21 protein-coding genes are annotated in these 19,025 nt (G+C 69.3%); 13 read left to right on the forward strand and 8 right to left on the reverse strand.

Features of this window, described 5'->3' with window-relative positions:
• Positions 1 to 144: 144 nt before the first annotated feature.
• A complete protein-coding gene (locus ACFXC1_RS31750) occupies positions 145 to 471 on the reverse strand; it encodes a hypothetical protein (RefSeq protein WP_381249043.1) in 327 nt (108 codons plus the stop codon).
• A 433-nt stretch (positions 472 to 904) separates the two neighbouring features.
• On the opposite strand from ACFXC1_RS31750, the gene ACFXC1_RS31755 reads away from it, so the two are divergent.
• A complete protein-coding gene (locus tag ACFXC1_RS31755) occupies positions 905 to 3,247 on the forward strand; it encodes an immune inhibitor A domain-containing protein (RefSeq protein ID WP_381249046.1) in 2,343 nt (780 codons plus the stop codon).
• 135 nt (positions 3,248 to 3,382) lie between these two features.
• Positions 3,383 to 3,730: a hypothetical protein gene (locus tag ACFXC1_RS31760; RefSeq protein ID WP_381249048.1), complete on the forward strand. Its 348-nt coding sequence runs from the start codon at positions 3,383 to 3,385 to the stop codon at positions 3,728 to 3,730.
• A gap of 185 nt (positions 3,731 to 3,915) precedes the next feature.
• Here ACFXC1_RS31760 and ACFXC1_RS31765 read toward each other — a convergent pair whose 3' ends face one another.
• Entirely contained in the window at positions 3,916 to 4,500 is a 585-nt protein-coding gene (locus tag ACFXC1_RS31765; RefSeq protein WP_262061048.1) for an isochorismatase family protein, read from the reverse strand.
• 115 nt (positions 4,501 to 4,615) lie between these two features.
• Positions 4,616 to 5,962 carry a nicotinate phosphoribosyltransferase gene (locus ACFXC1_RS31770; protein ID WP_381249051.1) on the reverse strand — a complete coding sequence of 449 codons (1,347 nt, stop codon included), beginning with the start codon at positions 5,960 to 5,962 and terminating at the stop codon, positions 4,616 to 4,618.
• Between the two features lie 80 nt (positions 5,963 to 6,042).
• Between ACFXC1_RS31770 and clpS the strand changes: the two genes are divergently transcribed.
• From clpS to ACFXC1_RS31810, 8 genes are all read left to right on the forward strand, one after another.
• Positions 6,043 to 6,360 carry an ATP-dependent Clp protease adapter ClpS gene (gene clpS, locus ACFXC1_RS31775; RefSeq protein WP_043679478.1) on the forward strand — a complete coding sequence of 106 codons (318 nt, stop codon included), beginning with the start codon at positions 6,043 to 6,045 and terminating at the stop codon, positions 6,358 to 6,360.
• 12 nt (positions 6,361 to 6,372) lie between these two features.
• Positions 6,373 to 6,978: a DUF2017 domain-containing protein gene (locus ACFXC1_RS31780; protein ID WP_381249054.1), complete on the forward strand. Its 606-nt coding sequence runs from the start codon at positions 6,373 to 6,375 to the stop codon at positions 6,976 to 6,978.
• An 879-nt stretch (positions 6,979 to 7,857) separates the two neighbouring features.
• Complete coding sequence (locus ACFXC1_RS31785; protein WP_381249057.1) at positions 7,858 to 9,282, forward strand: amino acid permease; 1,425 nt, start codon at positions 7,858 to 7,860, stop codon at positions 9,280 to 9,282.
• 77 nt (positions 9,283 to 9,359) lie between these two features.
• Positions 9,360 to 9,788, forward strand: a complete 429-nt coding sequence (locus ACFXC1_RS31790; RefSeq protein ID WP_381249060.1) for a M67 family metallopeptidase — start codon at positions 9,360 to 9,362, stop codon at positions 9,786 to 9,788.
• Between the two features lie 47 nt (positions 9,789 to 9,835).
• Positions 9,836 to 10,879, forward strand: a complete 1,044-nt coding sequence (locus ACFXC1_RS31795; protein ID WP_381249579.1) for a LacI family DNA-binding transcriptional regulator — start codon at positions 9,836 to 9,838, stop codon at positions 10,877 to 10,879.
• 88 nt (positions 10,880 to 10,967) lie between these two features.
• On the forward strand, positions 10,968 to 11,063 hold the full coding sequence (locus tag ACFXC1_RS31800; protein WP_019065921.1) for a putative leader peptide: 96 nt from the start codon (positions 10,968 to 10,970) through the stop codon (positions 11,061 to 11,063).
• 97 nt (positions 11,064 to 11,160) lie between these two features.
• Positions 11,161 to 11,439 (forward strand): MoaD/ThiS family protein, encoded by a 279-nt coding sequence (locus ACFXC1_RS31805; protein ID WP_019065920.1) that lies wholly within the window; start codon positions 11,161 to 11,163, stop codon positions 11,437 to 11,439.
• Between the two features lie 6 nt (positions 11,440 to 11,445).
• Positions 11,446 to 12,396, forward strand: a complete 951-nt coding sequence (locus ACFXC1_RS31810; protein ID WP_093627173.1) for a PLP-dependent cysteine synthase family protein — start codon at positions 11,446 to 11,448, stop codon at positions 12,394 to 12,396.
• Positions 12,397 to 12,414: 18 nt separating this feature from the next.
• Here the strand turns inward: ACFXC1_RS31810 and ACFXC1_RS31815 are convergent, their stop codons facing one another.
• The 3 genes from ACFXC1_RS31815 to ACFXC1_RS31825 form a co-directional block, all read right to left on the reverse strand.
• A complete protein-coding gene (locus ACFXC1_RS31815) occupies positions 12,415 to 12,909 on the reverse strand; it encodes a hypothetical protein (RefSeq protein ID WP_381249064.1) in 495 nt (164 codons plus the stop codon).
• Entirely contained in the window at positions 12,849 to 13,319 is a 471-nt protein-coding gene (locus tag ACFXC1_RS31820; RefSeq protein WP_381249066.1) for a hypothetical protein, read from the reverse strand. The genes ACFXC1_RS31815 and ACFXC1_RS31820 overlap by 61 nt, the downstream gene beginning before the upstream one ends.
• An 89-nt stretch (positions 13,320 to 13,408) precedes the next feature.
• Complete coding sequence (locus ACFXC1_RS31825; RefSeq protein WP_381249068.1) at positions 13,409 to 13,834, reverse strand: type II toxin-antitoxin system PemK/MazF family toxin; 426 nt, start codon at positions 13,832 to 13,834, stop codon at positions 13,409 to 13,411.
• A 214-nt stretch (positions 13,835 to 14,048) separates the two neighbouring features.
• Here ACFXC1_RS31825 and ACFXC1_RS31830 point away from each other — a divergent pair, with 214 nt between their 5' ends.
• Entirely contained in the window at positions 14,049 to 14,801 is a 753-nt protein-coding gene (locus ACFXC1_RS31830; protein ID WP_381249071.1) for an MBL fold metallo-hydrolase, read from the forward strand.
• 99 nt (positions 14,802 to 14,900) lie between these two features.
• On the opposite strand, the gene ACFXC1_RS31835 is transcribed toward ACFXC1_RS31830, so the two are convergent.
• Entirely contained in the window at positions 14,901 to 16,151 is a 1,251-nt protein-coding gene (locus ACFXC1_RS31835; RefSeq protein WP_381249073.1) for a PTS transporter subunit EIIC, read from the reverse strand.
• Positions 16,152 to 16,331: 180 nt separating this feature from the next.
• Positions 16,332 to 17,624 (reverse strand): PTS transporter subunit EIIC, encoded by a 1,293-nt coding sequence (locus ACFXC1_RS31840; protein ID WP_381249076.1) that lies wholly within the window; start codon positions 17,622 to 17,624, stop codon positions 16,332 to 16,334.
• Between the two features lie 15 nt (positions 17,625 to 17,639).
• Here ACFXC1_RS31840 and ACFXC1_RS31845 point away from each other — a divergent pair, with 15 nt between their 5' ends.
• Both ACFXC1_RS31845 and rph read left to right on the forward strand, forming a co-directional pair.
• Positions 17,640 to 17,999 carry a PTS glucose/sucrose transporter subunit IIB gene (locus tag ACFXC1_RS31845; RefSeq protein ID WP_281176105.1) on the forward strand — a complete coding sequence of 120 codons (360 nt, stop codon included), beginning with the start codon at positions 17,640 to 17,642 and terminating at the stop codon, positions 17,997 to 17,999.
• A 122-nt stretch (positions 18,000 to 18,121) separates the two neighbouring features.
• A complete protein-coding gene (gene rph, locus ACFXC1_RS31850) occupies positions 18,122 to 18,859 on the forward strand; it encodes a ribonuclease PH (RefSeq protein ID WP_019065907.1) in 738 nt (245 codons plus the stop codon).
• Positions 18,860 to 19,025: the final 166 nt, after the last annotated feature.

Here is a 19,025-nt window from a genome sequence, read left to right on the forward strand (position 1 = left end):
TCCACCACCCCTCCCCCCTTCGGTGGGTTGTCATCCTGTGTTTTTGGTTGTGTTGACACCCCCCGGGCTCAACACTTTTTTTGGGGGGCCCCCCCCCCCCCCCCCCCCCCGATTCGCGTGGTTGAGCCTGGGCTTGTGCTTGGTCTAGGGAGTGCTCCGCTCCCGTACCGGCTCCGCGGAGGAGACGGCGGCGGACACGGTCTCCCGCCGCACCGCCACCCGCCTGCGCTGCGGAACGAACGCCGGGGCGGGCGCGGGCGCGGCCTCGGCCGCCGCGCGGGCCGCGGCTGCGGTGCGGGACTTGGGCTGTGGCACCGTCAGGGAGACGAGCAGCCCGAGGGCGAGCGCCGCGAAGGCGACGACCGCGATCCCCAGACCCGAACTCGTCTGTGACAGCAACAGCATGGCGAGCGTCGAGAAGATCACGGTGAACGAACCGTAGGCGAGCTGTGCGGCGGTCGGACGAGGCATGGCAATCGAGTCCTCGTTAGGCGATGGAGGGGAGCTGTGAAAGGGGGGTGCGACAAGGATGTCGGCCTGGCTTTCCGCCGGTTCCGGGCGATCCGCCAATCGACTCTATTCGCCTGCATGCCCGAGTGGAACGCGCAGTAAGCGTGACCTAACACACGGCTCCGGAGCATGGGGGGCGCACGGAGTCATACCGTCCACCAAGTGGACGGACCCGCGCGCCTGTTGAGCGATGCACGAGTAAGCCTCAAGTGTCCGTAAAGCGGACCCCCGCTTCGCATAGTGCACTTGTCCTGCTCAAGTCAAGGTCTGTCTTTTCTCGTAAACCTCTAGTCAAATAACGTCACTTGACTATCACGCGTACACCGCGCGCGGACCTTCCATGACTTCCAGGACCCCCCTTCCGCGCGGTCGGGTACGCAGGGGAGGACATCAAGTGACCAGCAGACCCTGGACGTTCAGAGCGGCCGCGATAGGTGTCGCCCTCGCGGCGGCCACGGCCACGTTCTCGACGTTTGCCGTGGCGGAGGCCAACACCTCGGCCGAGTCCGCAGCCGTCGACCGGCACGACCCCGCGCCGGTCGCGCAGAAGGAGCACGACCTCGACGGCCCGCTGAGCAAGACGCAGGACGCCCAGCGCCAGGAGGCCCTCAACGAGGTCATAGCCGGCAAGGCGTCCGTCAAGGACCGCAACGGCTCGAAGGTCGTCCAGCTCAAGAGCAAGGGCGGCAAGAGCAAGTACGTCGAACTGAGCCGGGAGAAGACCGACAAGATCTTCACGATCCTGGTCGAGTTCGGCGACCAGGTCGACAGCCGCTACGGCGGCACCGCCGGCCCGCTGCACAACCAGATAGCCGCGCCCGACCGCACCAAGGACAACTCCACGGCCTGGCAGGCGGATTACAACCAGGCGCACTTCCAGGACCTGTACTTCGGCACCGGCAAGAACACCGAGTCGCTCAAGAAGTACTACGAGAAGCAGTCCTCGGGCCGCTACTCGGTCGACGGCGAGGTCACCGACTGGGTCAAGGTCCCCTACAACGAGGCCCGTTACGGCTCCAACAAGGCCTCCACCGGCGCCTGGTACGCGGTGCAGGACGGCGTCAACGCCTGGGTCGCCCAGCGCGAGGCGGCCGGTGACACGGCCGCCGAGATCAAGACGGAGCTGGCCCAGTTCGACCAGTGGGACCGCTACGACTACGACGGCGACGGCAACTTCAACGAGCCCGACGGCTACATCGACCACTTCCAGATCGTGCACGCCGGCGAGGACGAGTCCGCGGGCGGCGGCGCGCAGGGCACGGACGCGATCTGGGCCCACCGCTGGTACGCCTTCGGCACCGACGCCGGCTCCACCGGACCGGACACCAACAAGCTCGGCGGCACCCAGGTCGGCGACACCGGCGTCTGGGTCGGCGACTACACCATCCAGCCGGAGAACGGCGGACTCGGCGTCTACGCCCACGAGTACGGCCACGACCTCGGCCTGCCCGACGAGTACGACACCGCGGGCGGCGAGAACTCCACCGGCTTCTGGACGCTGATGTCGTCCGGCTCCTGGCTCGGCACGGGCAAGGAGGCCATCGGCGACCTGCCCGGCGACATGAACGCCTGGGACAAGCTCCAACTGGGCTGGCTGGACTACGACGTGGCGAAGGCCGGCGTCAAGTCCAAGCACACGCTGGGCGTCGCGGAGTACAACACCAAGAACGCGCAGGCCCTCGTGGTGCAGTTGCCGGAGAAGGAGGTCACCACGACGGTGGTCACCCCGGCGCAGGGTGCCACGCAGTGGTGGAGCGGCAGCGGCAACGACCTGAGCAACACCCTTTCCCGCACGGTGGACCTGACCGGCAAGTCGTCGGCCGCGCTCACCCTGGACGGCTGGTACGACACCGAGCAGGACTACGACTACCTCTACACCGAGGTGTCGAAGGACGGCGGCGCGAACTGGGCCCCCATCGACGGCAAGCTGGCCGACGGCTCCGCCATCCCGCGTGACGGCAGCGGCAACCCCGCCCTCACCGGCACGGCCGCCGCCTACCAGAAGCTGACGTACCCGCTGGACGCCTACGCGGGCCAGAAGATCGACGTCCGCTTCCGCTACCAGACGGACAGCGGTGTGGCTCAGAAGGGCTTCGCGGCCGACGAGATCACGGTGACCGCCGACGGCGCCACCCTCTTCTCCGACAACGCCGAGTCCGCCGACGCCGCCTGGACGGCGAAGGGCTTCTCGCGCATCGGCGCGTCCTTCGCGGACGACTACGCGCAGTACTACATCGCCGAGAACCGTCAATACGTGTCGTACGACAAGGTGTTGAAGGTCGGCCCGTACAACTTCGGCTTCTCGACGACCCGTCCGGACTGGGTGGAGCACTACGCCTACCAGAACGGCCTGTTGATCTGGAAGTGGGACACCTCGCAGGCGGACGACAACACCAGCGAGCACGCCGGTGAGGGTCTGATCCTCCCGATCGACTCCCACCCGACGCAGCTGAAGTGGTCCGACGGCACGCTGATGCGCAACCGCATCCAGGCCTACGACTCCCCGTTCAGCTGGTACCCGACGGACTCGGTCACGCTGCACAAGGCCGACGTCGCCACCAAGATCAAGTCGCAGCCCGGCGTCCCCGTCTTCGACGACGGCAAGTCGACCTACTACGACACGTCGAACCCGACAGCCGGTGTCAAGATCACTGACACCAACACCCGGATCAAGATCGTAAAGGAGCCGCTGGACGGCTCGACGGTCACGCTCCAGGTCGGCCCCTCGGCGAAGTAGTCGGTAAAAGCGCAGGTCAGAAACGTATCGGCGGTGACCCCCTGGCGGGTCGCCGCCGATCCGTGTTTAGGTGCGTCCTGTGCTTGGCTTATTGACACCGACCTCGACTTCGACCCGCACGGGGGTGTGACCGCATTGTCCGCAGGAGGTTTCTGCAAGCTGCCCACAGGCAGCGTGGTGGTGGCGTTGAACCTGCCAAGACCCACCGCCCAGGGCGACGGCTGCGTCCGCGTGCTGGTCCACGCCCGCAACCGCGCCCGGGCCCTGACCCGGCTCCGCAACCTCGGCATGCGGGCCGTCTACCTGCGCGGCAACGCGGAGCCGCCGACGCCGGACGAGATCACCGCGGTCCTGCACCACCCCGACGGGCTGATATGGCGTACGGCCCCTGACAACGCTGTCGTGGCCCCGGGCGCGGAGCTCCCGCACGAGCTGTGGCATCCGATCCGGGCGCTGCTGCGGAGGCCTCCGGCGGCGGTCTGAGGGGGTTGTGCGTCGCCTGAGGGCCGGTGAGGGCTGGTCGCGCAGTTCCCCGCGCCCCCTGAGGGGCGCTGCAGGCGCCGCGGGCCTTCGCAACATGCCCTGAGCATTGTCAGGGGCCTCGCGCCCCGTTAGGGGCGCGGGGAACTGCGCGACCAGCCCCCACCGGCCCGCGGCCAAAGAACTACTCAGACGACCGGCTTCCCAGTCAGCTCGACCCCGGCCGCCCGCAGTTCCTCCAACGCCCGATCCGTCGTCTCCTTCGCCACCCCAGCCGTCAGATCGAGCAGCACCTGCGTACGGAACCCCTCCCGCACGGAGTCCAACGCGGTCGCCTTCACGCAGTGGTCCGTCGCGATCCCGACGACATCCACCTCGTCGATCTCCCGCGCCCGCAACCAGTCGCCGAGCGACACCCCGTTCTCGTCCCGCCCCTCGAACCCGCTGTACGCCGCCGCGTACGCCCCCTTGTCGAAGACGGCGTCGATCGCGCCGGAGGCGACCGCGGGGGCGAAGTTCGGGTGGAACCCGACCCCCTCCGTGCCCGCGACGCAGTGCGCGGGCCAGGAGTGGGCGTAGTCGGGGTTGTCGGCGAAGTGGCCGCCGGGCGCGATGTGGTGGTCGCGGGTGGCCACGACATGCCGGTAGCCGGCGGGCGCCTGCCCGATCAGCTCGGTCACGGCGGCGGCCACGTCGGCACCGCCGGCCACCGCGAGACTGCCTCCCTCGCAGAAGTCGTTCTGCACGTCAACGACGATCAAGGCGCGGCGCATGGTGGTGTCCTTCGCGGAGAGTGAGATTCGAGCCTAGAGACTTCGGCGCCACCGCGGGAGGGCGCACTCCTGATTTTCGTACTGGTCTTAACCGGCGGGACGTGAGTGGCGGGTCTTAACTACCCGAGCGCAGCTGGACGTACTCCGTGGGAATGACGGCCTCCCCGCGCGACAACTGCGTCGCCGACAACGGCAGGTTGGCCCGTGCCGCCGCATGCCGGTCCCGTACGACGTCCAGCGGTTCGCGGGCAACGACCTCGCCGCCCTTGACCAGCTCGACGAGGAGCTGCCGTTCGGCCAGTTCGGCGGGGACCGGCCCGGTACCGATGACCTCGGCCTCGGCGAACCCGTCGCCGTCCAGCCGCCGCGCGGCCCACTTGCGTCCGCCGATGGACGTCTTGCCGCCGCTGGACTTCTTCGCGACCGGCACCAGCGGCGCCTTCGGGTCGGCGGACTCGGCACGCGCGACCAGCTTGTAGACCATGGAGCAGGTCGGGTGCCCGGAGCCGGTCACCAGCTGGGTGCCGACGCCGTACGCGTCCACGGGCGCCGCGGCGAGCGAGGCGATGGCGTACTCGTCCAGGTCGGAGGTCACGATGATCCTCGTGTTGACGGCGCCCAGCTCGTCCAGCTGCTGCCGCACCCGGTGCGCGACGAGCAGCAGGTCGCCGGAGTCGATGCGGACGGCGCCCAGTTCGGGCCCGGCGACCTCCACGGCCGTACGGACGGCCTCGGTGACGTCGTACGTGTCGACGAGCAGCGTGGTGTTGCGGCCGAGCGAGTCCACCTGGGCCTGGAAGGCGTCGCGTTCGTTGTCGTGGAGCAGGGTGAAGGCGTGCGCGGAGGTGCCGACGGTGGGGATGCCGTAGCGGAAGCCGGCCGCGAGGTCGGAGGTGGTGGTGAAGCCGCCGACGTAGGCGGCGCGGGAGGCGGCGACGGCGGCGAGTTCGTGGGTGCGGCGGGCGCCCATCTCGATCAGCGGGCGGTCCCCGGCGGCGGAGGCCATGCGGGAGGCGGCGGCGGCGATCGCGGAGTCGTGGTTGAGGATGGAGAGGATCACGGTCTCCAGGAGCACGCACTCGGCGAACGACCCCTCGACCCGCATGATCGGCGAGCCCGGGAAGTACACCTCGCCCTCCGGGTAGCCCCACACGTCACCGCTGAAGCGGTAGGCGGCGAGCCATTCCAGAGTCTCCTCGTTGACGACGTTCCGCTCGCGCAGGAAGCCGAGGACGTCCGCGTCGAAGCGGAAGTTCTCCACCGCGTCCAGGACGCGTCCGGTGCCCGCGACGACGCCGTAGCGGCGGCCCTCGGGCAGCCTCCGGGTGAAGCACTCGAAGACCGAACGCCGGTCGGCCGTACCCGCTTTGAGGGCGGCCTGCAGCATCGTCAGCTCGTAGTGGTCGGTGAAGAGCGCCGTCGAGGGAACGTCCACCGGCAGCCCAAGGTCCGCTGTGTTCATGGCAACGGATGGTACTCCCATCTCGTCACTCTGACGATTTGTGGGGTCCATTTGTGCGGGCACCCCCTTCTGGTGGCAGCATGGGCGCTGTGACGTCACCCGCACCCCTGGAGATCGAACGCACCGAGTCGGCGGAGGAGGTCTTCGCCGTACCCGAGCCGGACGTCCCCTGGGTCACGATCGTGCACAACGACCCGGTCAACCTCATGAGCTACGTGACGTACGTCTTCCAGACGTACTTCGGCTACTCCAAGGACAAGGCCACCAAACTCATGATGGACGTCCACCACAAGGGCCGCGCGGTCGTCTCCAGCGGCAGCCGCGAGGAGATGGAACGCGACGTGCAGGCCATGCACGGCTACGGTCTGTGGGCCACCCTCCAGCAGGACCGGAAGTAGCGACTCAGCCCGATGCCAGGACACTTCGAACCGCTGCGCGGCGGCGGTGCCGCCGTCGCCCTCGACGACGTCGAGATCTCCATCATCCGGTCACTGGCCGTCCAGCTCCTGGAGCTGATCGGCCCGGGCCCGGGCGAGGACGCCCCCGACGACCCCCTCGCCGAACTCTTCGCCGAGGGCCCGAGCGAACCGCCCTCCGACCCGGTGCTGCGGCGCCTGTTCCCGGACGCGTACACCGACCCGGAGCAGGCCCCGGACTCCCCGCAGGACGCGGAGGAACGGATGGCGCACTCCGCCGAGTTCCGCCGCTTCACCGAGAACGACCTCCGTGCCGGCAAGCGCGAGAACGCCCTCGCGGTGATCCGCACCCTCGACTCGCTCACCCCCGGCGGCGACGGTGGCGCGGTCCTCAAACTGACCGCCGACGAGTCCCGCCAGTGGCTCGGCTCCCTCAATGACCTGCGCCTGGCGATCGGTTCCCGCCTCGACATCACCGACGAGGACGACACGGACGACCTCTACCGCCTCCCCGACGAGGACCCCCGCAAGCCCATGGTCATGGCGTACCTGTGGCTGGGCGGCCTCCAGGAGACGCTGGTCACGACGTTGATGCGCTGACTCTCGACGGCGCGGCCTGACTGTCGCCACCGGCCGTCCGGGCTGGAATCCCATGGACCGCGCGGACCGGGCCGCCCGCGCCGGTCGCTCGGGTCGCGCCGTCCGGGGTCTGCCGGTTGTGTGGACCGGGCCGCCCGTGCGGCTCGCTCGCGTCGTGCGGGTCGGGGGCGTGCCGGTTGTGTGGGCCGGGCCGCCCGCGCCGGTCGCTCGGGTCGCGCCGTCCGGGATCTGCCGGTTGTGTGGGCCGGGCTACCCGTGCGGCTCGCTCGCGTCGTGCGGGCCGGGGCCGCGCGGCTGTGCGGGGCGTGCCGTCCGGGATCTGCCGGTTGTGTGGGCCGGGCCGCCCGTGCGGCTCGCTCGCGTCGTGCGGGCCGGGGCCGCGCGGCTGTGCGGGGCGTGCCGTCCGTGCTGTCCGTGCTGTCCGTGCTGTCCGCATGGAGTGTGCCGCCGACACGGGCCGGCCCGTCCGCATCGTCTTGCGCGGCACATCGCCCGCGCCGTCCGCTCCGGCTGTACGGCCCGCGCCGCCGGCGATCCCCCCCGCCGCCCGCATCGCCAGCCCGCCCGCCCCTGCTCCGCCGGAACCGGACCCCGTCATCCGCCGCCCACCCTTTACCCCGTTCGCTCAGCGGAGCCTCAAATCCAAATAACGATCACGTCACCGCGACGGTCGGGAATGCCGACCGTCGCTCAATTTTGTCCGGTTCTTCCTGTGGTGTGCGCCACAAAAGTCCATGTCGATCACCATTTCGATCGTGATAGATCTTCACGACCGCCCGGCGGACGCCACCCATGTCCCGCCGGGTTCGCCATGCGGCCGACGGACCTCGGCCGGGCAGCTCCAGTCCATGGGGGGATTCGGAGAAAGGCGCACCACACATGACCTCCGCTCAGGTCGAGACGGACAAGGCCCCCGAGGAGGGGTACGAGCGCGGGCTCGGCAGCCGTCAGGTCCAGATGATCGCGATCGGCGGCGCCGTCGGCGTCGGGCTGTTCCTGGGGGCCGGGGCGAACATCGCCAAGGCCGGACCCAGTCTCATCTTCATGTACGCCCTGGCCGGCGTGATCATCTTCTTCATCATGCGGGCCCTGGGCGAACTGCTCCTGTACCGCCCGGTGTCGGGCTCCTTCGCGGAGTACTCCCGCGAGTTCCTCGGCCCGTTCTTCGGCTACTTCACCGCCTGGACGTACTGGCTGATGTGGGTGGTCACCGGCATGGCCGAACTCACGGCCGCCGCCATCTACGTCAACTACTGGTTCCCCGCCGTCTCCCAGTGGGTGACCGCGCTCGCCTTCCTGGTGATCCTCTTCGTCGCCAACCTGATCTCCGTGAAGCTCTTCGGCGAGATCGAGTTCTGGTTCTCGATGGTCAAGGTCACCGCGCTCATCGGCATGATCGTGATCGGCCTCGGCGTGCTCACCTTCGGCTTCAGCAGCGCCGGCGACACGGCCTCCGTCGCCAACCTCTGGCAGTTCGACGGCTTCTTCCCCAAGGGCATCGGCTCCTCCCTGATGACCCTCCAGGGCGTGATGTTCGCCTACCTCGCCGTCGAGCTGGTCGGCGTCACCGCGGGCGAGTCCGAGAACCCGGAGAAGACCCTCCCCAAGGCGATCAACACCCTCCCCTGGCGCATCGCCCTCTTCTACGTCGGCGCCCTCACGGTCATCCTCTGCGTCGTGAAGTGGACCGAATTCGCCCCGGGCGTCAGCCCGTTCGTCGAGGCGTTCGCGAAGATCGGCATCCCGGCGGGCGCGGGCATCGTCAACTTCGTGGTCCTGACGGCCGCCCTGTCCTCCTGCAACTCGGGCATGTACTCGACGGGCCGCATGCTCCGCACCCTGGCCGACAACGGCGAGGCCCCCAAGGCCTTCAGCAGGCTCTCCGCCTCCAAGACCCCCGCCCTCGGCATCACCGTCTCCGTCGCCTTCATGGGCATCGGCGTGGTTCTCAACTACGTCGTCCCGGAGAAGGCGTTCGGCTACGTCACCTCGGTCGCCACCGCCGCCGGCATCTGGACCTGGCTGATGATCCTGATCAGTCACGTCCTCTACCGCCGCGCGGTCGACGCGGGCCGCCTCCCGGCCTCGTCCTTCCCGGCCCCGGGCGGCGCGAGGTTCTCGTACGTGGCCATCGCGTTCCTGCTCTTCGTCACGGGCCTCATCGCCTACGACCCCGACTCCCGCGTCTGCCTCTACGTCATGGCGGGCTGGACCCTCGCCCTGGCCGCCGGCTGGTTCGCCCTGAAGGCCCGCAACCCGCAGGTCACCGAGCGCCGCGAGCCGCAGTTCGAGAAGGTCGGCTGACCCGTCCGATCCCGGCATCCGGGCCGCCTCGTACCACCACTCGGTACGCGGCGGCCCTTCTGCTTATCCTGACGACCATGCCGACCCTGACCATCACCCAGGACCTCTTCGACCAGATCGTCACCCACGCGCGCGCGGACCACCCGGACGAGGCGTGCGGAGTCGTCGCGGGCCCGGCGGGCACGGACCGCCCCGAGCGCTTCATCCCGATGCTGAACGCGGCCCGCTCGCCCACGTTCTACGAGTTCGACTCGCAGGACCTGCTGAAGCTCTACCGCGAGATGGACGACCGCGACGAGGAGCCGGTGATCATCTACCACTCCCACACCGCGACCGAGGCCTACCCCTCCCGCACCGACCTCTCCTACGCCAACGAGCCCGGCGCCCACTACGTCCTCGTCTCCACCGCCGACACCGACGACGCCGGCCCCTTCCAGTTCCGCTCCTACCGCATCGTGGAGGGCGAGATCACTGAGGAGGACGTCAAGGTCGTAGAGGCGTACTGAGAGGCATACTGACCGCGTACGCAACAGCCCAACTCGCCGTGACGGAGATGGTGTTGACGCAGCGGTCGAACGCACGGCGGCCCACGCTGGAGGATGTCGCCCGCTGGTCGGGGGTCTCGAAGTCCACGGTGTCGCGGGTGGTCAACGGCGAGCCCAAGGTGAGTCCGGAGGCCGCGGTCCGGGTCCGGGAGGCGATCTCGGCGCTGGGCTACGTGCCCAACCAGGCGGGCCGGCAGTTGGTCACCCGCCGCACCGGGGCCGTCGCGGTCGTCGCCGCCCAGCCCGAGGACCGGCTGTTCCTCGACCCGTTCTTCGACTGTCTGCTGCGCGGCATCCGCGGCGAACTCGCCCGGCACGGCGCCCAGGCGGTCCTGCTGTTCGTGGACGAACCCGACGACTACGCGCGCGTGGCCGACTATCTCGGCGGCGGCCATGTCGACGGCGCGATCCTGTTCTCGCTGCGCCCCGGCGACCGGATGCCCGAGATGGCCGACCGGCTCGCCCTGCCCGCCGTCTTCGGCGGCCGCCCCCTCCTGCGCGACGGCGACCCCGTGCGCGGCCAGGCCTACGTCGACGGCGACAACCGCGGCGGCGCCCGCCAGGCCGTCCGCCACCTCCTCGCCCTCGGCCGCGAGCGCATCGCCACCGTCACCGGCCCCTACGACCAGGAGCACTCCGCAGCGGAACGGCTCGCCGGCTACCGGGACGCCCTCCCCGACACCGCACCCCACCTGGTCGAACGCGCCGACTACACCCGGCAGGGCGGCGCCGACGCGATGGCCGCGTTGCTCGACCGCCATCCCGACCTGGACGCCGTCTTCGTCGCCTCCGACCTCATGGCCTCCGGCGCCCTCCAGACCCTGCGCGAACGCGGGCGCCGGGTCCCGCAGGACGTGGCCGTGGTCGGCTTCGACGACCTCGTCTCCATCTCCGAGTCGACCGACCCGCCGCTGACCACCGTCCACCAGGACGTCGCCGAGATGGGCCGCCTGCTGGCCCGGCTGCTGTTCGACCGCGCCGAACAGCACTCGGGGGAGGACCTGCCGTCGGCGATCGTGCCGACCCGGCTGGTCGTACGGCAGTCCGCCTGAGCTGCGCCGTCTCAGCCCCCGAATGAATTTCGTCCGAATTGTGAGATCACCTACCGGGGCCCGGACCGGGAATCGATACGATGAGCCCATGGTTCTTCTCGACGTGAGCGACAAGGCGCCGGGCACGCTGCTCGTGGCGCGGCTGCACGTCGACCTGTGCAGGCTGAACAGCGCCATCTGTTGACAGCGCGCTGTCGCCGTACAGGCCGTGCGCCGCGGCAAGAGACGTGTGCCCACCGACACCAGACGACCCCTCCCGCTTCCGACAGGAGCCCCTTGCCATGGCCATCGAGGTCCGCATCCCCACCATCCTCCGCACCTACACCGGCGGCGAGAAGGCCGTCGAGGGTGCCGGTGAGAACCTCGCCGCGCTCTTCGCCGACCTCGAGACCCGGCACGCGGGCATCCAGGCCCGCATCGTCGACGGCGGCGAGCTGCGCCGCTTCGTCAACGTCTACCTGAACGACGAGGACGTCCGCTTCCTCGACGGCATCAACACCAAGCTGACCGACGGCGACAGCGTCACGATCCTGCCGGCCGTGGCCGGCGGTATGGCCTGATCCTCGATGCGCTACGACTCCCCGCTGGCCGCGGTGGGCAACACCCCCCTGGTGCGCCTGCCGCGGCTCTCGCCGTCCACCGACGTCCGCATCTGGGCCAAGCTGGAGGACCGCAACCCGACCGGCTCGGTCAAGGACCGCCCGGCCCTGCACATGATCGAACAGGCGGAGAAGGACGGCCGCCTGACCCCCGGCTGCACGATCCTGGAGCCGACCTCCGGCAACACGGGTATCTCGTTGGCCATGGCGGCGAAGCTCAAGGGCTACCGCATGGTCTGCGTGATGCCCGAGAACACCTCGCAGGAACGCCGTGAACTGCTCGGCATGTGGGGCGCCGAGATCATCCCGAGCCCGGCGGCGGGCGGCTCCAACACAGCCGTACGCGTGGCCAAGGAGCTCTCCGCCGAGCACCCCGACTGGGTGATGCTCTACCAGTACGGCAACCCGGACAACGCGGGCGCCCACTACGCCACCACCGGCCCGGAGATCCTCACCGACCTCCCGTCCATCACCCACTTCGTGGCGGGACTGGGGACTACAGGGACGTTGATGGGCGTCGGCCGCTACCTCCGCGAGCACAAGCCGGACGTCAAGATCGTCGCCGCCGAGCCGCGCTACGACGACCTCGTCTACGGCCTCCGCAACCTCGACGAGGGCTTCGTCCCCGAGCTCTACGACGCCTCCGTCCTCACCACCCGCTTCTCGGTCGGCTCCGCCGACGCGGTCACCCGCACCCGCGAACTCCTCCAGCAGGAGGGCATCTTCGCCGGCGTCTCCACCGGCGCGGCCCTGCACGCGGCGATCGGCGTGGGCAAGAAGGCCGTAGCTGCGGGGGAGACCGCCGACATCGCGTTCGTGGTCGCGGACGGCGGCTGGAAGTACCTGTCGACCGGCGTGTACACGGCGGCGACGACGGAGGAAGCGATCAAGACCCTCCAGGGTCAGCTCTGGGCCTGACGCGAGCGCCCCGGGCGGTCACTCCCCGGGGCCCCAGGAGATGACCGCCTCGCGGGCACAGTCGTCCTTGAGCCTCGCGTCGACGCGGCCGAGCACCGCGAAGCCGTGGAGCGCGACCGCCATCCGCACCTGGCCCGGGTCGTAGGGCTCCGTCGCCGGGCGCGTGGCCGGATCCAGCTCCGCGTACCGTTCGAACGCCATCCTGAGCACCTCGTCCCCCTTGGCGGTCGTGGGAGGCATCAGCCGGGGCGTGAACCGACCGCCGGGCAGCGCCCACAGCACAGTGAACGCACCGATGACCAGCGCCAGGGCGGCCCGGATCCAGGCGTGGTCGAGGAGCAGCACGGCCACCGCCGGCACCGTCGCCGCCGTGGCGACCGTCGACCAGCGGCCCCGGGCCCGCGGTGCGCCGGGCACGCGCTCGGACGGTTGCCGCAGATAGCCCTCGCTGATCAGCCGCGCCTTCGCGTCCTCCAGCAGGTGCCAGGAGTTCGGTATCCGCAGGTCCCACAAGTACTCGCCCTCCGAGTGGCCGGGGGAGTGGGCGGGGTCGCGCACATGCCGTGGCAGCGCCGCCGCCACAGTTCGCGCTCGAACGCGTCGGCGGTTTTGGGCAACGTGCCACGAGCGACCCAACGCTGCCTGGCGGGTCCGTCGGGCGACGTCCGGCGCAGCAGACCGTCGGCCACCAGTCCGGCCATCGCGCCCTCTCTCATCCTCGACGGGTCCTGGCCGTTCAGCCGGACCAGGGCCACCGGACCGAGTCGTTCCACGGCATCCGGCTCGACGCGGACCTCGTTCCGCTCCCGGGCCAGGATCGCCTTCAGCCGGGCGTCCTCGACAGCGTCACGCGCGCGGTTGTCGAGACCCCACGCCAGCCGCGCGACCACCAGACAGCCCGCGAGTACGAGCCAGCCCGTCATACGGGTCAGTATCCCCGCACGAGGGCGTTCGACCCCTTCGCGCACCACCCCAATTGCCGTGCAATCAGCGGTCGTTGCTCCCCGCACGCCTACCGGGCGAGATGCCGTACCTGGTCCCACAGCACCGGGTCCGCGACCCCGACCCGCCGTCGGAAATCGGCCACCGGCACGGACCGCAGCTCGGCGGTCTCCAGATAGCTGGCCCGCCCCTGAGCGTCCCCGACCGACCCCGGGGGCAGCGCGATCACCCCGCCCCGCTCGTCGTGGTACTTGCTGGTGATCTTCGCGACCGTCGCCGTCCGCCCGCGCACCGCGAGCACCAGACACGGCCGGTCCTTGGCCGCGCCCGGCTGATCCTCGTAGGGGACGTTGGCCCACCAGATCTCGGCGGGCTGAGGCCGATCCCCCCGCACCTTCCGTGCGGGCCGGCGCCCGCGCCCCCACCCGTCGACCAGCGTGGCGACCAGCGCCAGCAACATCACCGCCGCGAGCGCGAGCCACCAGAACCTGTCCATGGGACGACGTTACCGGCGCGCAATCCCTGCTGCGCGCCCTCTCGCACACCCCACACGCCCCGGTTCCAGCCGAACCGGTGACACCACAGGTGAGTTCCCCCACAACAGCCCTTGGCGGAGGAGCGACCGGCCCTTTTGCGCCTTACGCTCGACGGACCGCACGACCCCCGTCACCCAACTCCAGAAGTTATCCGCCAGCGGAGGTTTCTGCTTTATGAAGCTCACCGTCGTCGGCTGCTCGGGGTCGTTCCCGTCCGCGGAATCGGCCTGTTCGAGCTACCTCGTAGAGGCCGACGGCTTCCGGCTGCTCCTCGACATGGGCAACGGCGCCCTTGGCGAGCTGCAGCGCCACTGCGGTCTCTACGACCTCGACGCGATCTTCCTCAGTCATCTGCACGCCGACCACTGCATCGACATGTGCGCGTACTTCGTCGCGCGCTACTACCGCCACGACGGCGGCCGTTGCGACCCCATCCCGGTCTACGGCCCCGAGGGCACCGAGCACCGCCTCACCACGGCCTACGCCGACACCCCCACCGCCTCCTCGATGAGCGAGGTCTTCGACTTCCACACGGTGAAGCCGTCCACGTTCGACGTCGGCCCCTTCACCGTGCACACCGAGCGGGTCCGTCACCCCGTCGAGGCCTACGCCATCCGCGTCGAGCACGGCGGCCGGTCCCTCACCTACTCCGGTGACACGGGCGTCAGCGAATCCCTGGACGAACTCGCCCGGGACACCGACCTGTTCCTGTGCGAGGCCGCGTTCACCCACGGCAAGGAGAACATCCCCGACCTCCACCTCAACGGCCGAGAGGCGGGCGAGACGGCGACCAGGGCAGGAGCCCGGCGCCTGGTCCTGACCCACATCCCCCCGTGGACCGACCCCCAGGCCAACCTGGCCGACGCCCGCGAGGTCTTCGCCGGCCCGGTGGAACTGGCGGCGCCGAGGGCGTCGTACGAGATCTGACGTCCGCGCCGCGGAATGTGAGCGGGCGGGCGACCTACGACGATGCCCGGCCCGGAGTGAAATCCGGACCGGGCATCGGGTGTTGTGCGGGCTATGGCCTCACGCCTTGGTGAGGTCCTCGAGCTCCTCCTCGGGCTCGCGGCCCGGGGTGGGGAGGTTCCACTTGGTGATCGCGAAGCGGAAGACGAAGTAGTAGATCGCGCCGAAGACCAGACCGATCGGGATGATCAGCCAGGGCTTGGTGGCGAGGTTCCAGTTGAGGGCGTAGTCGATGAAGCCCGCGGAGAAGGTGAAGCCCGCGTGGACGCCGAGCGCCCAGGTGATCGCCATGGACAGGGCGGTCAGCACCGCGTGGATCGCGTAGAGCGCCGGGGCGATGAACATGAACGAGAACTCGATGGGCTCGGTCACACCGGTCACGAAGGACGTCAGCGCGAGCGAGATCATCATGCCCATGATGGCCTTGCGGCGCTCGGGACGGGCGGAGTGCGCGATGGCGAGCGCGGCGGCCGGCAGGCCGAACATCATGATGGGGAAGAAGCCCGACATGAACTGTCCGGCGGACGGGTCACCCGCGAAGAAGCGGGTCAGGTCACCGTGGACGACGGCACCGGTGGAGTCCTTGTAGTCGCCGATCTGGAACCAGGCCACGGAGTTGACGAACTGGTGCATGCCGACCGGGATCAGCCCGCGGTTGATCAGACCGAACAGACCGGCACCGAAGGCACCGAGACCGGTGATCCACTCGCCGAAGTTCGAGATGCCCTCACCGATCGGCTTCCAGACCAGGCCGAAGAAGACACCCATGAGCGTGCCGACGAAGGCCATGACGATCGGCACCAGGCGGCGGCCGTTGAAGAAGCCGAGCCAGTCGACCAGCTTGGTCCGGTGGAACTTCTGCCACAGCACCGCGGAGAGCAGACCCATGACGATGCCGCCGAAGACACCGGGGTTGTTGTAGGTCGCGGCCACGTCCGCGCCCTTGAGGATCTTGGCGTCGGTGACCGGGAAGGCCTTGAGCACATTGCTGTAGACAAGGAAGCCGACGAGCGCCGCCAGCGCCGTGGAGCCGTCGGACTTCTTCGCGAAGCCGATCGCGACACCTATACAGAACAGCAGCGGCAGGTTGTCGAAGATCGCGCCACCGGCGGTGGCGAAGACCGCCGTGACCTTGTCCGGCAGGTGCAGCTTGTCGTGGATGTCGGCCTGGCCGAACCGGAGCAGGATGCCCGCCGCCGGAAGCACGGCGATCGGGAGCTGGAGGCTGCGGCCGATCTTCTGCAGACCCTGGAACAGGCCGGATCCCCACTTCTTCGCGGGGGCCGCCGTTGGCGCGGTGGCGGTGGACATAGACTTCCTCCATCGGGTGGTGGTCTACACCACTCAGTGGTGTAGACCTGTTGTAGCAGATGAAGTCCGCATAAAGGAACCCGCAAAACCTGCGACCGAATCGCTACCCCACGTACACGGCGACGGGCACGGCAAAGGGCCCCCGGACCGATGGTCCGGGGGCCCAACTCACTTACGCCGTCAGGCTTTTGTGACGTCCTCCTGCTCATCCTCCGGCTCCCGACCCGGAGTCTTCAGATCGAACTTCGTGATCGCGAAACGGAAGACGACGTAGTACACCGCCGCGAAACACAGCCCGATCGGAATGATCGCCCACGGTCTCGTCGCCAGATTCCAGTTGATCGCGTAGTCGATCAGCCCCGCCGAGAAGCTGAACCCGTCGTGCACCCCGAGCCCCCAGGTCACCGCCATCGACACACCCGTCAACACCGCGTGGACCGCGTAGAGAAGGGGCGCGATGAACAGGAACGAGTACTCGATGGGCTCGGTGATACCGGTCACGAAGGACGTGAGCGCGACCGACAGCATCAGCCCGCCCACCTCCTTGCGGCGGCTCGGCTTCGCGCAGTGTGCGATCGCGAGCGCCGCCGCCGGCAGCGCGAACATCATGATCGGGAAGAAGCCCGAGGTGAACTGCCCCGCGTTCGGGTCGCCCGCCAGGAACATGTTGATGTCACCGTGCACCACCGTCCCGTCCGGCTTGGTGTAGCTGCCGAACTGGAACCAGATGGGCACGTTCAGGAACTGGTGCAGCCCCACGACCAGCAGCGCCCGGTTGGCCAGACCGAACACCCCGGCACCCACCGCGCCCCGGGCGCTCAGCCAGTCGCTGAAGTGCTCGAGGGCGGTGCCGATCGGCGGCCAGATCCACAGCGCCACCGCCGCCACCGCGATCGCCACGAACGACATGATGATCGGCACCAGCCGCCGCCCGTTGAAGAAGCCCAGCCAGTCCACCAGCTTCGTACGGTGGTACCGCGCCCAGAAGAACGCGGTCAGCAGCCCCAGCACGATCCCGCCGAACACCCCGGGATTCTGGTACGTGAACGCCGCGACCGAGTTGTCCGCGGCCTGGCACCCGATCCCGGGCACCACCGTCGTGCCGCCCGTGCAGTCCTTGGGGAACTGACGCAACACGTTGTAGTACACGAGGAAACCGACAACCCCGGCCAGCGCCGTCGACCCGTCCGACTTCTTCGCCATCCCGATCGCGACACCCACACAGAACAGCAGCGGCAACCCCAACTGCCCGTCCAGCAGCGCGCCGCCCGCGCCCGCCATCACCTTCGAGACATTGGTCCACCCCAGCCCGTCGGCCCCGAACACGTCCGGCTGCCCGAGCCGGTTGAGGATGCCGGCGGCCGGCAGTACGGCGATGGGGAGTTGGAGACTGCGTCCCATCTTCTGCAGCCCCTGGAACACCTTGTTCCAGGAGACGCGCCCGGGACCGGCGGCGGCACTGTCGGCACTCATGGACGCCCCTCGGTAATGTGGTGTAGACCAGTTGGCGACGTGATCGTCACCATCATTCGGCACGCACGACATGACCGCTCGCGAAGCTGGGCCAACTGTGGGTTACTGCGACAAAGCGGTTCGGATCAGGGAGAGAACACCATGGCCACCAAGGCTGAGAAGATCGTTGCCGGGCTGGGCGGCATCGACAACATCGAAGAGGTCGAAGGCTGCATCACCCGCCTCCGCACCGAGGTGAAGGACCCGAGCTTGGTCGACGAAGCCGCCCTCAAGGCCGCCGGCGCCCACGGCGTCGTCAAGATGGGCACCGCCATCCAGGTCGTCATCGGCACCGACGCGGACCCGATCGCGGCGGACATCGAAGACCTGATGTGAAGCACGGGGACCATCCCCGGCTCCGAGCAGTGAGGGCTCTGAGAGGCCCTGAGGGGCTCTTCCCGACCCGGGAGGAGCCCCTTCCCCGTTGAGGGTCCGGCCCTACCACTAGGCTCTTCGCCATGTCTCGCATCGACGGCCGAACCCCCGAACAGCTCCGCCCCGTCACCATCGAACGCGGCTGGAGCAAGCACGCCGAGGGCTCCGTCCTCGTCTCCTTCGGCGACACCAAGGTCTTCTGCACCGCCTCCGTCACCGAAGGCGTCCCCCGCTGGCGCAAGGGCAGCGGCGAAGGCTGGGTCACCGCGGAGTACTCCATGCTGCCCCGCGCCACCAACACCCGCGGCGACCGCGAATCCGTCCGCGGCAAGATCGGCGGCCGCACCCACGAGATCAGCCGCCTCATCGGCCGCTCGCTGCGCGCCGTCATCGACTACAAGGCCCTCGGCGAGAACACCATCGTCCTCGACTGCGACGTCCTCCAGGCCGACGGCGGCACCCGTACGGCCGCCATCACCGGCGCGTACGTCGCGCTCGCGGACGCCGTCACCTGGGCCCAGGGCAAGAAGCTGATCAAGGCCGGCCGCCAGCCGCTCACCGGCACGGTCTCGGCCGTCTCGGTCGGCATCGTCGGCGGCGTCCCGCTGCTGGACCTCTGCTACGAGGAGGACGTCCGGGCCGAGACCGACATGAACGTCGTCTGCACCGGCGACGGCCGCTTCGTCGAGGTCCAGGGCACCGCCGAGGCCGAACCCTTCGCCCGCGACGAGCTCAACGCCCTCCTCGACCTCGCCGTCGCCGGCTGCGGCGAGCTGACCGCCGTACAGCGAAAGGCGCTTGAGGCCGCGCTGGAGAAGTAAGAGGCTGAACGGGCCAGGTCAGTAAAGGACGTACAAAGAGAAGCGGGGGGGGGGGGGGACCCCCCCCCCCCCCGCCGCGGGCCCCAGACAACACACAAGAAAAAGAGGGGGTGTGCCGCGGCCCACCCCCCCCCGCGCGAGACACAACGACTAGCCGCCCCACACC

Origin of the sequence: Streptomyces hokutonensis, assembly GCF_042751305.1 — a bacterium.
GTDB lineage: Bacteria > Actinomycetota > Actinomycetes > Streptomycetales > Streptomycetaceae > Streptomyces > Streptomyces hokutonensis_A.

Bases quoted from the DNA above. Each gene is read 5' to 3' on its own strand.
- ACFXC1_RS31780 (WP_381249054.1), top strand. From the start codon at position 6,373: ATGCCAGGACACTTCGAACCGCTGCGCGGCGGCGGTGCCGCCGTCGCC.
- ACFXC1_RS31800 (WP_019065921.1), top strand. From the start codon at position 10,968: ATGGTTCTTCTCGACGTGAGCGACAAGGCGCCGGGCACGCTGCTCGTG.
- clpS (WP_043679478.1), top strand. From the start codon at position 6,043: ATGGGCGCTGTGACGTCACCCGCACCCCTGGAGATCGAACGCACCGAG.
- ACFXC1_RS31795 (WP_381249579.1), top strand. From the start codon at position 9,836: ATGGTGTTGACGCAGCGGTCGAACGCACGGCGGCCCACGCTGGAGGAT.
- ACFXC1_RS31830 (WP_381249071.1), top strand. From the start codon at position 14,049: ATGAAGCTCACCGTCGTCGGCTGCTCGGGGTCGTTCCCGTCCGCGGAA.
- ACFXC1_RS31790 (WP_381249060.1), top strand. From the start codon at position 9,360: ATGCCGACCCTGACCATCACCCAGGACCTCTTCGACCAGATCGTCACC.
- ACFXC1_RS31840 (WP_381249076.1), bottom strand. From the start codon at position 17,624: ATGAGTGCCGACAGTGCCGCCGCCGGTCCCGGGCGCGTCTCCTGGAAC.
- ACFXC1_RS31765 (WP_262061048.1), bottom strand. From the start codon at position 4,500: ATGCGCCGCGCCTTGATCGTCGTTGACGTGCAGAACGACTTCTGCGAG.
- ACFXC1_RS31820 (WP_381249066.1), bottom strand. From the start codon at position 13,319: ATGACGGGCTGGCTCGTACTCGCGGGCTGTCTGGTGGTCGCGCGGCTG.
- ACFXC1_RS31845 (WP_281176105.1), top strand. From the start codon at position 17,640: ATGTGGTGTAGACCAGTTGGCGACGTGATCGTCACCATCATTCGGCAC.
- ACFXC1_RS31750 (WP_381249043.1), bottom strand. From the start codon at position 471: ATGCCTCGTCCGACCGCCGCACAGCTCGCCTACGGTTCGTTCACCGTG.
- ACFXC1_RS31770 (WP_381249051.1), bottom strand. From the start codon at position 5,962: ATGAACACAGCGGACCTTGGGCTGCCGGTGGACGTTCCCTCGACGGCG.
- rph (WP_019065907.1), top strand. From the start codon at position 18,122: ATGTCTCGCATCGACGGCCGAACCCCCGAACAGCTCCGCCCCGTCACC.
- ACFXC1_RS31825 (WP_381249068.1), bottom strand. From the start codon at position 13,834: ATGGACAGGTTCTGGTGGCTCGCGCTCGCGGCGGTGATGTTGCTGGCG.
- ACFXC1_RS31805 (WP_019065920.1), top strand. From the start codon at position 11,161: ATGGCCATCGAGGTCCGCATCCCCACCATCCTCCGCACCTACACCGGC.
- ACFXC1_RS31835 (WP_381249073.1), bottom strand. From the start codon at position 16,151: ATGTCCACCGCCACCGCGCCAACGGCGGCCCCCGCGAAGAAGTGGGGA.
- ACFXC1_RS31810 (WP_093627173.1), top strand. From the start codon at position 11,446: ATGCGCTACGACTCCCCGCTGGCCGCGGTGGGCAACACCCCCCTGGTG.
- ACFXC1_RS31785 (WP_381249057.1), top strand. From the start codon at position 7,858: ATGACCTCCGCTCAGGTCGAGACGGACAAGGCCCCCGAGGAGGGGTAC.